Source organism: Actinobaculum suis (assembly GCF_900618115.1).
Classification (GTDB): domain Bacteria; phylum Actinomycetota; class Actinomycetes; order Actinomycetales; family Actinomycetaceae; genus Actinobaculum; species Actinobaculum suis.
Map to the genome: position 1 here is coordinate 687,598 of NZ_UYIO01000001.1, position 13,564 is coordinate 701,161.

General features: G+C 58.0%; 9 protein-coding genes. 7 read left to right on the forward strand and 2 right to left on the reverse strand.

Annotated elements, in window-relative coordinates; all coding sequences use genetic code 11:
- The first annotated feature begins 9 nt into the window (after positions 1-9).
- Complete coding sequence (locus H8274_RS02760) at positions 10-1,257, forward strand: amidohydrolase (protein WP_185933776.1); 1,248 nt, start codon at positions 10-12, stop codon at positions 1,255-1,257.
- Here H8274_RS02760 and H8274_RS02765 read toward each other — a convergent pair.
- Together H8274_RS02765 and H8274_RS02770 are read right to left on the reverse strand one after the other, a co-directional pair.
- A complete protein-coding gene (locus tag H8274_RS02765) occupies positions 1,201-2,106 on the reverse strand; it encodes a DNA-methyltransferase (RefSeq protein WP_074663223.1) in 906 nt (301 codons plus the stop codon). The genes H8274_RS02760 and H8274_RS02765 overlap by 57 nt on opposite strands.
- A 262-nt stretch (positions 2,107-2,368) precedes the next feature.
- Entirely contained in the window at positions 2,369-3,622 is a 1,254-nt protein-coding gene (locus H8274_RS02770) for an alpha/beta fold hydrolase (protein WP_185933777.1), read from the reverse strand.
- Positions 3,623-3,661: 39 nt separating this feature from the next.
- On the opposite strand from H8274_RS02770, the gene H8274_RS02775 reads away from it, so the two are divergent.
- From H8274_RS02775 to H8274_RS02800, 6 genes are all read left to right on the forward strand, one after another.
- Positions 3,662-5,293: a M18 family aminopeptidase gene (locus H8274_RS02775; RefSeq protein ID WP_185933778.1), complete on the forward strand. Its 1,632-nt coding sequence runs from the start codon at positions 3,662-3,664 to the stop codon at positions 5,291-5,293.
- A gap of 2 nt (positions 5,294-5,295) precedes the next feature.
- Entirely contained in the window at positions 5,296-7,245 is a 1,950-nt protein-coding gene (locus tag H8274_RS02780; RefSeq protein WP_244924506.1) for a class I adenylate-forming enzyme family protein, read from the forward strand.
- Positions 7,246-7,509: 264 nt separating this feature from the next.
- Positions 7,510-8,481: an ABC transporter permease gene (locus H8274_RS02785; RefSeq protein WP_049618957.1), complete on the forward strand. Its 972-nt coding sequence runs from the start codon at positions 7,510-7,512 to the stop codon at positions 8,479-8,481.
- Positions 8,482-9,435: an ABC transporter permease gene (locus H8274_RS02790; RefSeq protein WP_049618956.1), complete on the forward strand. Its 954-nt coding sequence runs from the start codon at positions 8,482-8,484 to the stop codon at positions 9,433-9,435.
- Entirely contained in the window at positions 9,432-11,381 is a 1,950-nt protein-coding gene (locus H8274_RS02795; RefSeq protein WP_244924507.1) for an ABC transporter ATP-binding protein, read from the forward strand. The genes H8274_RS02790 and H8274_RS02795 overlap by 4 nt, the downstream gene beginning before the upstream one ends.
- A 314-nt stretch (positions 11,382-11,695) precedes the next feature.
- Positions 11,696-13,441, forward strand: coding sequence for an ABC transporter family substrate-binding protein (locus tag H8274_RS02800; protein ID WP_185933779.1), 1,746 nt, complete (start codon positions 11,696-11,698; stop codon positions 13,439-13,441).
- Positions 13,442-13,564: the final 123 nt, after the last annotated feature.

Consider the following 13,564-nt stretch of genomic DNA (forward strand, 5'->3'; position numbering starts at 1 on the left):
GAAAGGAAAATGGGAGTTCTACCTGAAGAAATTCGGCTCACCCCGGCACAGGAACAGGAAGCAATTGCGGTACAAAAGCACTTGCACGCCAATCCGGAGCTTTCGCAGCAGGAACACGAAACGGCAAAGTATCTGCGCGAACAGTTCTTAGCGATTCCGCTTCCGGAGGGCGTGGAACGGCAGGTTACTACCGCGGCGAACACTGGTTTTGGGGTTTCTTTCCGCAACGGGGAGGGCCCGGTGGTAGGTTTCCGCGCGGATATGGATGGGCTTCCGGTGCGCGAACTTACCGGTTTGCCTTACGCTTCCCAGCGCACCCAAGTTTCTGCCGAAGACGGCGAAGAATCCCCAGTAATGCACGCGTGCGGGCATGATTCGCATATGGCGGCCGCGCTCGGTATTGCCCGGCAATTGCTTGCCCACCCGGATTTGTGGCAGGGCACGGTGGTATTTATTTTGCAGGAGGCCGAAGAGATCGGGCAGGGCGCTAAGGCCATGCTCGCGGATGGTTTTTGGGATCGCCTCCCGCATCCGGAAGTGCTTTATGGTGCGCACGTGATTCCGCGGCCGGCCGGCACGATCAGCATGTATCCGGGCGGGGTCACCACCGCCACGGACGGCTTTTCCATTACCGTGCGCGGTAAGAGCGGGCACGGTTCGGCCCCGCACACCAGTATCGACCCGATCGTGATCGGCGCTTCGATCGTGATGCGTTTGCAGACGATCGCCGCCCGGGAAACCGATCCGGACCGCATGGCTGTGGTCACGGTAGGGTCTTTCCGCGCGGGCAACCGCTGGAACGTGATCCCTGCCGAAGCTGAATTGAAAATCACCACGCGGAGCCGGGACGCAGAAACACGGCAGATTATTTTCGACGCCGTACACCGCATTGCGCGGGCGGAGGCCGCGGCGGCCGGCGCTCCCGAACCTGAAATCAAAGTGCTAACGCGCGTACCGGCCACGGAAAATGATCCGGGTGAAACCAACCGCTTGGCGCAGCTATTTGCGGCAGAGTTCGGGGAAGAGAACATGGTGCCCGAACCCTTCGGCTTTTCGGAAGACTTCTCCGAATTTGCCCGCTACCTGGATATTCCCTATGTGTTCTGGCTGTACGGCGGTTTTTCGGAAGCGCAAATGAACCGGCCGGGCGGGCCGGTAGCTAACCATTCGCCGTATTTCTATGCCGATCCGGAACTTTCCCTACCTACCGCCATTCACGCCGGGCTCGTGGCCATCCTCTCCCGGCTCGGGAAGTGAGTTTCCAGCCGGTAAAAAAGTAGCGCGATCGCCCAGGCGTTTGCGCATTACGTCAATTGCTTGCGGATTGGAATCGACCAGCACGAAGCGGCGGCCTAACTGTGCCGCCGCTTCGCCGGTAGTACCCGAGCCCGCAAAGAAATCCAATACCCAGTCTCCGGGAGCAGCAGAAGCCGTAACAATCCGGCGCAATACGCCCAAAGGTTTTTGGGTGGCATAGCCGGTCTTTTCTTTCCCGGTAGGGGAAACGATGGTATGCCACCAAACATCGGTGGGAAGTTTGCCGCGGCGTCGTTTTTCCGGGGTAACCAGACCGGGAGCCATATACGGTTCCCGGTCCACTTCCTCGGAATTGAAGTAGTAGCGGGCCGGATCTTTTACGTAAACGAGAATCGTATCGTGCTTGGCAGGCCACCGGCGTTTCGTTCGGCTCCCATAGTCATAGGCCCAGATGATTTCGTTGAGGAAACAATCCCGGCCAAAAAGCGCATCCAACATGACTTTCGCATAATGCGCTTCCCGGTAATCCAGATGCAGATAGAGAGTGCCGGTAGGGGTGAGGAGCCGCCACGCTTCGCGCAAACGCGGCTCCAAAAAATCCCAGTAGTTCTCGAAACTATCGTCGTAGCCGAGCACTTCTCCGCGTACCGTTTCATAGGTTCGCCCTCCAAAACCTACGCGTTCACCCGTTGCGGCCCGCCGCACTTGGATAGTTTGCCGTTCTTGGCGCCGCCCGGTATTAAAGGGCGGGTCAATATAGATCAACTGGAACGAAGCATCCGGAAAATCTCGAATAATTTCCAGATTATCGCCTTCAAATACCAGGTTGTCTCCGTCTGCATGCCACATACTCATAGATTCTCGCCGGCCAGATCACCGGCCTCGCTTCCTACCTCCCATACTGATTATTCCCGGCGGTCGCGCCAGCTACGCGTGCGGCCGGGCCCACCCGCGCCAACGCGCGCGAGCGCGGGCGGGCCGCACTGACACCCGCGCGCGAGCGCGCCGCACTCACGCGGGCACGCTATGCATCGCGCCCGCGTGGGCACGCTATGCATCGCGCCCGCGTGGGCACGCTGCACTCCGCCCGCGTAGGCGCGAAGGCGCACAGTTACCGTACCCGCGTGCCGTCGGCAAGTTCGAAAAGATGGCGCAATACTTCGCCCCTGCCGGTGCGCAGGCCATTGTGCTCGTTTTCGGAACTAATGAATAGCTTCACGTCGGGCAAGTGTGCCGCCGTTTCCAAGGAGTATTCCACGGGCACGTAGGCGTCGTGGAAATACACGGCGGCCGCGCCCTGCGCTGCGGAGTTCCGCAAAGCGGCGGCGTCGTACAGTTTTGGCCACTGCCAGGTGGCGAGCAACTGCGTTACTTCCTTCCACGGTTGGAAAGCGGGCACGGTGTCACTCCACTGCGAAAATACGTGCTCACCGGTAAGTAGCGTGGGATCTTCCCGGAACTGTTCCGGCAAGCACCGCTCCGCACTCCAATTGGTCACCACCCCATCCGCGTAAGAAGATTCGTGCATTACATAGTAAATCGGGTTGCGCCCACCGTAAGGCAACATAGCCGCCAAGTCATAGCGGAAAGCATTGGACTGCGGATCTTTTTCGAGCAGGTAGTACAAGGAGAGCCAGCCATCGTTCATGCCCAGCACGTGCCCGATGGAACGCAGCCGCGATTCAGAAACCACCTCGCCATCCGGGAGCACAATTTCGCCCTGCCCGGCCCGTGCTACCAAGTCGCGCACTTTCGCCCGGTGTTCGGGGAAACGGTGGTAGTAGTTCTCGGAGAGCCACCGCATCTTTTCGTAGGTGAGGGAGTACACGTCGTCGGCACTGTGGTCGATCGCGGAAAGCCCACCGGTGAAATATGCCTGGTCAATTGATTCGGGATGCACGGTCAAATAATGCAAAGTGGTGAAGCCACCGAAAGACTGCCCCAGCAGATTAATCTTTTCCGCGCCGAGTTCCGTGCGCAGGGCCTCGCAATCCCGCACGATCCCATCGGCTCGCAAATGGCTCATGTATTCAGCTACTTGCTCCGCGGTGCCGGTTTCCAAAATCGCGTCGTTTACCGGGGTGGAAAGCCCGGTACCGCGCTGATCCACCATTACCACGCGGTACTTAGTGAGTGCGGTTTCCAACCACGACGGCGTTAGCGGGCTACCTGCCGGGCGCGGCGCTTCACTGCCCGGGCCGCCCTGCAAGAAGAAAAGATAGGGCAGGTTTTCCCCGCCGGGCCGGGTAACTATCCGGGCAAAAATTTCAATTGTGCGCTTATCTGCGCTCTGGGTGGTGAGCGGTACGGTGAGCCGTATTTCTTCCAGGCTGAGGTTTCCCAGCTGCTTCGTAGTTCTAGTCATGAATACCAGCGTACAGCCCTGGCAGCTACACTATGGGCCATGGAGAATGCTAAAGCGGAAGCTTTCCGCGTGGCTGTGAAAGAAAACGCAACGTCTTTGGCCCGTTTTATTGCGGCTTCACCCACTTCGTATCATGCGGCGGCGGAGATCGCGCAAGCTTTGCGCGCGGCCGGGTTCCGGCAAGAAACCGAAACGGAAACTTGGAGCGGCGCGCCTGGCGGGCACTTTATTGTGCGCGGGGGCGGCGTGTTGGCCTGGTGGATTCCGGAACAAAAGGTGCGTGGCTACCGCATCGTCGGTTCGCACACGGATTCGCCCAGCCTCAAACTAAAGCCGAATGAGGCCTCGCAACATTTCGGTTTTACCCAGGTGGATATGGAAGTTTATGGCGGGCCCTTGCTCGGTTCGTGGCTAAACCGCGATCTCGGATTGGCCGGCCGGGTTACCGACTATGCGGGCCAAACACATCTCGTAGCTACCGGCCCGTGCATGGTGATCCCGCAGATCGCCCCGCACCTGGACCGCTCGGCTTCCACCAAACTTGATCTAGATCCGCAACGCCACCTGCATCCCATACTTACGGTGCCGCTCCCAGATAGCGCGGAGGCCACGGCGAGCACCTCCACGGCTACCGGCGGTGAAGGCGCGGCTACCGGTGGTGAAGGCGCGGCTACCGGCGCTGGCGCTGCCACCGGCGCTGGCGCGGCTACCGGAGGCGAAACTGGCCGGGCTGCGGCGCAGTATCCTTTGCGCCCGCTCTTGGCCGCGGCGAGCGGTGGGGCAGTGCGGGCCGGCGATATTGCTTGGCACGATATTTATGCTTACACGGTAGAACCGCCGGCCCTGAATGGGGATTACCTTTCCGGCCCCCGGCAAGACAATCTGGTTTCCGTCCACGCTTCTTTGCATGCTTTCTTGCGCTATGCGGCTAGTTCGCAAGCTCGGGAAGCGGATTTTGTGGCCGTGTTTGCTGCCTTCGACCATGAAGAAGTTGGTTCGGGTACTACGAGCGGCGCCGCCGGCCCGATTTTGGAAACTGTTTTGCAACGGTGTGCGATTTCGTTGGGCGCCAGCCCCGAAACGTACGCGCAAATGCTTGCCGGCTCCATTTGTATTTCCGCCGATTCCGGCCATTCGATGAACCCGAACTACGCGGAAAAGTATGACCCCGATCAGTACCCGGTAGCCGGCCACGGCCCGATGCTCAAATTCAACGCCCAGCAGCGGTACGCTTCCGATGCTGTTTCCGTGACCGCGGTATTGCAGGCCGCCCGGGCCACCGGCACCCCGGTACAAAACTTCGTTTCCAATAACGCGGTGCCCTGCGGAACCACGATCGGCCCGCTCACCGCCACCCGGCTCGGAATTTCCACGGTAGACGTGGGAATTCCTTTGCTTTCCATGCATTCAGCCCGGGAACTGAGTCATAATGCAGATACGTACTGGTTGCGCCGGCTCATAGAAGGCTTCTGGCTGGGCGAGGCGGCTCGCGAACCCGCGGCGCTTACTGAGGTGCCCGAGAACGCGGCGGCTACTAACGCACCCGGAGTAGCAGGTGCTGAGGTATCCGCGGGTGCGGCTGCTGGGGCAGCACCCGAGGTAGCAGCTGGCACGCCAGACCCATCCGTCGCAGCTACATCTGCGCCCGCACCGGCCGGGGAGGGCCAGTAACTATGGATATGGAATACTCGCCGATCTATAATTTCGCGCATTCGCTAGACCGCGCGGTTTTCGTACGTCCGGAAGCACCTTCGATCACCTACGGGGAGCAAACCTGGACGGTGCGAGAAGCCGCGGATACTTCGCGCCGGCTCGCCCAACTTTTGGTGCAGGCCGGCATTACCCGTGGCGACCGGGTGATGATGGTGGCGCGCAATTCGCCCTACCATTTCTTCCTGGCGGTGGCGTGCGCGCGGATCGGCGCTGTATTCGTTCCAGTTTCTTTCCGCCTCACGCACGTGGAGTTGCAGCGCCTCGTCGATTTTTGTGCTCCGCGCGTGATCGTGGTGGAACCGGAAGTGGGAGCCGCAGGTCCCTTCTCTTCACCGGGTACTTTGCTCAGCTTCGTGATCGACGACGACGTCCAAGCCCCACCGTTCACTCCCGCCCTCAAAAATGGGTACATCGCACTGACGGCATCGTTTGCCGGCTTTTCGGCAGATTTCCTTTCTGATGGTAAGCGCGGACTGTCGGCACTGAACACGAATGGTTACCCGGAAGGGGTGGCCGTTATGATGTTTCGTCCGGCCCTGCCGGAAGCTCCACGCGCGATTGAACTCACCTACGAAAACCTGTGGTGGGCGGATCGTAACGCCCAAGAATCCTTCGGCATCGGCGTCGACTCGGTGCTCCTACTCGCCTCTACCTGCTGTTCGATTGGCGGGCTGAACGGAGGGACGATTTTCCATTTCGCGCGCGGCGGGCACACGATTATTACGCGGAACTTTGAACCGGGCGGGCTGCTCGATGCGATCGAAATGCATGGCGTTAACAGTCTTTTCGCGGTTCCTACGGTTTATATGCTCATGTTGGAACACGAATCGTTCCTCCGCCGCAACCTAAGTTCTTTACACACCCCGCTAATCGGGGGTACGCCGGTGCAACCAGCTTTGCTGGGCCGGCTCGACGCCGCTGGAATTCATGCCATCAACGTGTGGGCGAGCGCGGAAACCGCGGGCCCGGGTGCTTTCCTGCCCTCGCGCTATTCGGCAGAAAAACCCGGTTCGGTAGGCCGGGCGGTGCCCTATCTAGAGGCGCGGATTACCGGCCGAGACGGCCACGAAGTAGCACCGGGAGAATGCGGGCATCTGGAATTTCGCGGCCCGGCAGTTTCGGACGGTTATTGGCATGGCGAGGCTTACACGGAAAAATCTTTCCACGACGGTTGGTTCCGCTCCGGCGATCTAGCGGTAATTGACCGCGACGGTTTTATTTCCCTGCACGGGAGAGTAACTTCCACGATTAAGTCCGGTGGAGAAACCATTTACCCGGAGGAAGTGGAAGATGTGTTACGGCAATATCCGGGCGTAGCCGAGGCCGTGGTATGTGGCGTCCCCGATGCCCTGTGGGGTGAACGGGTAGCGGCCGCCGTCAAAATGAATACCGGGGAGTATCCCGCCACCGGGCAGATACCTGCTTATACGGGTCAGATCCCGGTGCAAACCGGGGAGCGCCCGGTTTACCCAGGGGGAGGGGATCGCCCGGCATACCCGCAAACCGGCCGCATACCAGCCCAAACCGGGGAACGTCCGGTGCCTACCGGAACGTACCCGGCACCTATCGCCACGGGTTCCATAAGTGTTGCTACCGGCCCGGTGCGAATTCCGCGTTTGCGCGCTGAATATCACGAGGATGCAGGGCAGAACATTTATGCAGAACCGCAAGAATGTGGGGAAAATGGCACTCCTGCGAGCCTGGCAACCGCCTCGCATCCGGTAGAAGGGGTTAAGATTCCTACCTTGGAAGATATGCAGGCTTTTGCCGGTAGGATCTTGGGGCGGCACAAGTTGCCGCGAATTTTGGCCGTTGTCGATTCCTTACCACGGGATAGTAAAGGCAGGCCATCGCGCCAGGCCGCGCGCGAATACTTGCTAAAGCTCCGTTCGGGTCACCCTTCCGAATGAGTGGTGGAAGCTAGTAGCACTGAGAAAGCGCAAGTGATTAACCTGACCTCCCGTAGCGGAAGTTGAGTAAGTGCGCGAGCCTATAGGTAATCTTTACGGTTGCCAGGAAGATTCAATGCACTGCGCCACGCAAAGCTTCGAAATTTTCGCGGTAGGTGTAATCTTCCATGCATGGCTTTTGCGGGTCTTGGTTCTTTTGAGCTCACCCGGTTCTTTGAACTAACCCCGTGAAAGACTCAGGCCCGTAGTACAGGGGGAAACCGAGTGATTAGATACATAATCCGGAAGGTCGGATCCTGGCTGGTACTCGTGTTCTTAGCAGTGAACATGACGTACTTCATGGCATCCGCCTTCCTCGATCCAACATCGAATTATTCGGAAAGGCGTCCTCCGATTCCGCCGGAGCAAATCCAGCGTTATTTGGAACCGATGTACCTTTCCGATAACCAGCCGCTTCTCACCAAGTGGTGGCACTGGCTCACGTCCATTCTCACGAAGTGGGATTGGGGTGAAGGCTTCGTCGGCACCGGCGTGGTAAATGAGGAGATCGCTAACCGTGCCGTAGTCTCCGCGCAACTCTTGCTGGGCGCCACCATTATTGCGGTGGCTCTGGGCGTTGCTTTGGGCGTCTATACCGCGTCCCGCCAGTACAAGCTTGTGGATCGCGTGATTATGGGCTTCTCTGTGGTTTGCATGAACCTGCACACCGCAGTGGTTTCCGTGGTTATCGTTATGTTCGGCGTGTGGCTAAATAAGACCACTGGCACCACGGTTTTCTATGTCACCGGGGCCGCCGGGGGAGATGTGTCCTTCCTCGAATTCTTGCAGCGAGTCACGCTACCAACGCTTTCGCTCGTCATTATTAACTACGCGAGCTACCACATCACCCAGCGTTCGCTGTTGCTCGATAACATTGATCAAGATTATGTGCGTACTGCGCGCGCGAAGGGCCTTACCCGTAACCAGGCCATTCGCAAGCACGCTTTCCGCACTTCCCTCATCCCGATTGCCACCTCGGTTGCTTTCGCGATTCCGGGTATCTTCACCGGCGCAGTTGTGACCGAATCTATTTATGCCTGGCGTGGCATGGGCCAGTACCTGGTGCAAACGATCGCGAAGAACGATATCCATGGCGCGGTAGCTACGGCCGCCTTCAGTGCGGTGCTTACCGCTGTAGGTGCCATCCTTTCGGATATCTTCATCGTCATTGCCGATCCGCGAGTGAGGGTGAGCTAAATGAGCACTATCGATCCAAACTTAGGCACGTCTACCGGCGTCGCCTCGCGGCCGGCCGATGCCGCTTCCTATGAAGAATCGGCGATGGTGGAAATTACCAGCATGAAGAAGACGACCCTGTACCGGCGTCGTTTCATGCGCAATAAGCCGGCTGTATTGGGCGTCATTATCTTCGTGCTCTTGGCCCTGTTCGCGATTTTCGGGCGATACACCACCAAGTGGACCTACTACGAAGTTGATACCGGGCAGTTTTCGAAGCCGCCCAGCGCGGAACATTGGCTCGGCACTACCATGGCCGGCAATGATCTGTACGCGCAGCTCATTCACGGGCTCGGCCGTTCCATGGCAATCGGTCTTTCGGTAGCTATTTGCACCACGATCATTGCCTCGATCGTGGGTACGGCTGCTGCCTACCTGGGTGGCCGGTGGGAATCGGCGATTTTGACCGTGTTGCACTTCCTCTTGGTGATCCCGAGCTTCCTGCTTACCGCCCTCGTGGTGGCTAACCGCGGTGGTGACTGGAAGATCCTCACCGTGGTGCTCATACTTTTCGGGTGGATGTATAACGCCCGAGTCATATGGTCGCTGGCACTATCCGTGCGCGAACGCGAATATATTAAGGCCGCGCGTTTCATGGGTGTGCCGGGCTTCAAGGTCCTTACCCGCCATATGATCCCGAATATCGGTTCGCTCCTCCTCGTTTACGCGGTGCTCGGCGTGATTTCCGCCGTAATGTCCGAAACCTCGCTTTCCTTCCTCGGTTTGGGCGTGAAGCTCCCCGATGTTTCACTCGGTAACCTACTCGCCGACGGCGCCGGCTCCTTCCGTACCGCCAGCTGGGTGTTCTGGTTCCCCTCAATTACTTTGGTTCTTCTCACGGTGTCTATGCAGCTCATCGCTGATGGCCTGCGCGATGCACTAGACCCGAATTCTTCGGCTGGAGGTCGCTTGTGAGCACTGAAACAAATCCGCAAACCGCAGTAACCGCCGAGGCGGCGGCTCCTAGTGGACTGCGCGGGCACGCGGCGCGTATCGCCCCGCACACCCCGCACCCGCCTCTCGATCCGGAAAGTGCTGCGCGGTATGGCAACCCGGTGCTTTCGGTACGCGACCTCAAGGTGCGTTTCCCTTCGGAAGCGGGCGTTGTGCACGCCGTCAACGGGATGGACTTCGACCTTTACCCGGGCCGTTCCCTCGGTATCGTGGGTGAATCTGGTTCTGGAAAGTCCGTGACCTCGCTGGCGATTATGGGCCTGCTGCCCGAATACGCCTCCGTGGAAGGTTCGGCGCGTTTGGGCGATGCGGAACTTATCGGCCTGACAGATAAGGAAATGTCGCGGCATCGCGGTGCCGATATTGGCATGATCTTCCAGGATCCGCTTTCCGCGCTCACCCCGGTGTTCTCCATCGGTTACCAGTTGCGTGAAGCTCTGCAGGCGCACGACCGCAAGCTTTCTGACCGGGCCGCCAATGAGCGGGCCCGGGAACTGCTGGAACTGGTGGGTATCCCTAATCCGGAACGCGGCTTGAAATCCTATCCGCACGAGTTTTCGGGCGGTATGCGCCAGCGCGTGGTAATCGCGATTGCGATTGCCAACAATCCGCGCGTGATTATTGCTGATGAGCCGACGACGGCGCTAGATGTGACCATTCAAGCGCAGATCCTCGAGATTATCGCCAAGGCGCAGGAAGAAACCGGTTCGGCCCTGATTATGATCACCCACGATATGGGTGTGGTGGCCGGGGTGGCCGACGACGTCATCGTGATGAAGAATGGCGACCCGGTGGAGCGGGGCACGGTGGAAGATATTTTCTACCACCCGCAAAATCCGTACACCATCAAGCTGCTTTCGGCAGTACCGCGTATTGACCGCAAGTCGAACCAACCGCTGGTCACCTCGGAAGAAGAAGCGGTGGAATACCGCCGCCGGCTGGAAGCCGGTGAATTTGACGAAGAAACCGAAGCTACCGGCCCCAAGGATTTCTCCCAGGAACCGGTGGTTTTGGAAGTCAATCACCTCACCAAGAAGTTCCCAATCCTCAAAGGTGCGTTTATGAAGCGCCGTATCGGGTGGGTACACGCGGTGAATGATATTTCCTTCAACCTACACCGCGGAGAAACCATCGCGATTGTGGGCGAATCCGGGTCCGGTAAATCCACCACGCTCCTGGAAATCATGGACATGGGCGCGGGTAAGGATCTGGAAGGCGAAATCATTATCGCCGGCAAGGATGTGACCAAGCTGAGCCGGCGGGAACGGCGCAAGCTGCGCAGCCACATCCAGATGGTGTTCCAAGATCCGATGGGCGCACTCGATCCGCGCCTCACCGTCAAGGACATTATTGCCGAACCCCTGCAGTCGCTGGGTTGGGAAGGCGATATTGATAAGCGTGTTTCCGATCTGATGCACCTGGTGGAACTGCAACCGGAAATGATCGACCGGTTCCCAGCCGCTTTCTCCGGTGGGCAACGCCAGCGCATTGCTATCGCCCGTGCCCTAGCTACGGAGCCGGAAATTCTGGTACTTGACGAACCGGTTTCCGCGCTTGACGTGACGATCCAAGCGGGCGTGCTGAACCTATTGGAGAAGCTCAAGGTAGAACTTGGGGTTTCCTATGTGTTCGTCTCCCACGATTTGGCAGTGGTACACCATATTGCCGATAAAGTGGCTGTTATGTATTTAGGTGAGTTCGTGGAAACCGGACCTACCGAACAAGTATTCGCTAATCCGCAACACCCGTACACGCAGTCCTTGCTGTCCGCGGTGCCGATCCCAGATCCGAAGATCGAACGGCATCGGAAGCGGATCCACTTCGAATCGGACGCTACGAACGTGGTCTACGACGAAGGAAAAGAGCCTTCGGCTTACTTGGAAGCTAAGGCGAAAGCGAATAAGTAGCAGGCTCGCAAAGTAGTAAGCTACGTAAATAAGCTACGTAAAGTAGCAAGCTGGCAAACTAGTAAGCTCACAAACTAGCAAGCTCGCAAAGATGCGGCTACGCGGATTATCTCTCGAAGGTCCGCGTAGCCGCTGTCCAATATATGGGCATTTTAAAGTGAGAAAATGAACTTTAAGCGATCTGGCCCGCACTGGGCACTCACCTATGCTTATTGTTTAAACATTCTGACGCCCGGCGATCGTTCGAGCGTTAGGCCATGGGAATCCGCGGGTGGGTCCGCGGGGTGTACATGGCACTTATGAAGGGAATCGGAATGAAGAAAACTGGATTCATTGGGGCGCTCGCCGCAGTGTCCGTGGTCCTGGCCGCCTGCTCTGGTGGTGGATCGGGAAGCTCCAAGGCTGCCGATGGCGGAAATAAGGATGCCAAGGGCGCAGCTGAAGTGGTAAACGCAGATGGGGTGCAGTACCTCAAGGCGAACTACGCGGACCTCAAGCAGGGTGGCGCACTACGCCTCCCGCTCGGCGAACTCACCGCGCAACAGAATCGTTTCCAGCAGGAAATGACGGCAGATACCGATACGCTATGGGATTGGTACAACCCGCAGATTAGCGGTTTTGAAGCAAATGGCGAATTTGCTCCGAACCCGAACTATCTCGAATCTGCTACTTCGGAAGTTGTTGACGGAAACACGGTTGTGAAGTACAAGCTCAACCCGAAGGCGAAGTTCAACGACGATACACCGATCGATTATCAGGCATTCCAGACCACCTGGAAGGACAATAACGGTACCGATGAAGGCTTCATCGTGAACGGTACCGATGGTTACTCGCAGATTAAGTCCGTGGAAAAGGGCGATACGGATCAAGACGTCGTCGTTACCTTCGATGGGGCTTATCCGTGGTGGCAGGGTCTGTTCAACAGGGTTTTGCACCCGGCCGTGAATACGCCCGATGTATTCAACAATGCTTACAAGAACAATGTGAAGCCGGAGTGGGGCGCGGGCCCGTACAAGGTGGAAGAGTACAGCTTCCAGAACGGTACGATCTCCTTCGTACCGAATGAGAAGTGGTGGGGCGAAAAGCCGAAGCTGGACAAGGTGACTTTCCGGGCCATGGATTCCCAGGCCACCATTAACGCCTTCACCAATTCGGAAATCGACGTGGCCGGGGTTTCTACCGCTGAAAACTTGGCCGCAGTGGAACCGATGAGCGACATCAATATCTACACCTCGATGCTTCCGGCTAACTACATGCTTACGCTGAACTCGGCTTCGGATGCTTTCAAGGATCCGAAGGTGCGCGAAGCCGTGATGATGGGTGTGGACCGTTCCGCGATTGCGGACGTACGCTTCCAGGGCACCGGCTACAAGGAAGATCTTCCCGGTTCCTTCATTCAGTTCTCTACCCAGCCGGGCTATGAGGATAACTTCAGCGCTGTGGTAAAGCACGATCCGGAAGGGGCGAAGAAGGTCCTCGAGGAAGCCGGCTACACGAAGAATGCTAACGGCGTCTTCGAGAAGGATGGCAAGCCTCTTTCCGCCCGTTACGTTATTTTCGGTGATAACCAGACCACCAAGGCTATGGCCACAGTGGTTCAGCAGCAGATGAAGGATCTCGGCATCGATTTGCAGATCGATTCGCGCGCTTCTGCGGACTTCTCTTCCACGATGAAGAACAAGGACTTCGACATGGTGTTCTCTGGCTTTAGCTCCACCGATCCCTTCGGTGTGGCTTACTTCGGCCAGATCTTCTACTCGCCGGATGCTCCGCTCTTCTCTGGTCTGAACAAGTCTGGCACCGGTACACCTGAACTGGACGCTAAGATCGACGCTTTGGCCAAGATTTCTGATCCGAATGAACAGATCAAGCAGGGCAATGCGCTCGAAAAGGAAGCTTTGGCACAGTACGGCCTGCTCCCGGTTCTCAATGGCCCGGCGCAGTCGGCAATGAAGCGCGATCTCGCGAACTTCTCCACCGGTTCCTTCCGCACCAATTTCGTCGAGAACGTTGGCTATGTGGAAAACGCTCCGGAATGGAATGGCACGCAGCAAAAGTAATTGCTAAGCAAGCCTTATAGGCAGCCATAAAGCAATAAAACCCCGGTGCCCCGGCGGTAGTGATACGTAATTATCACGACCGCCGGGGCACCGCCATACCCGCCTAATAAAAGCCGCTCTCGT

Excerpts from the sequence above, each read along its gene's own strand:
- H8274_RS02760 (WP_185933776.1), top strand. The coding sequence starts at position 10 with ATGGGAGTTCTACCTGAAGAAATTCGGCTCACCCCGGCACAGGAACAG.
- H8274_RS02765 (WP_074663223.1), bottom strand. The coding sequence starts at position 2,106 with ATGTGGCATGCAGACGGAGACAACCTGGTATTTGAAGGCGATAATCTG.
- H8274_RS02775 (WP_185933778.1), top strand. The coding sequence starts at position 3,662 with ATGGAGAATGCTAAAGCGGAAGCTTTCCGCGTGGCTGTGAAAGAAAAC.
- H8274_RS02790 (WP_049618956.1), top strand. The coding sequence starts at position 8,482 with ATGAGCACTATCGATCCAAACTTAGGCACGTCTACCGGCGTCGCCTCG.
- H8274_RS02800 (WP_185933779.1), top strand. The coding sequence starts at position 11,696 with ATGAAGAAAACTGGATTCATTGGGGCGCTCGCCGCAGTGTCCGTGGTC.
- H8274_RS02780 (WP_244924506.1), top strand. The coding sequence starts at position 5,296 with ATGGATATGGAATACTCGCCGATCTATAATTTCGCGCATTCGCTAGAC.
- H8274_RS02770 (WP_185933777.1), bottom strand. The coding sequence starts at position 3,622 with ATGACTAGAACTACGAAGCAGCTGGGAAACCTCAGCCTGGAAGAAATA.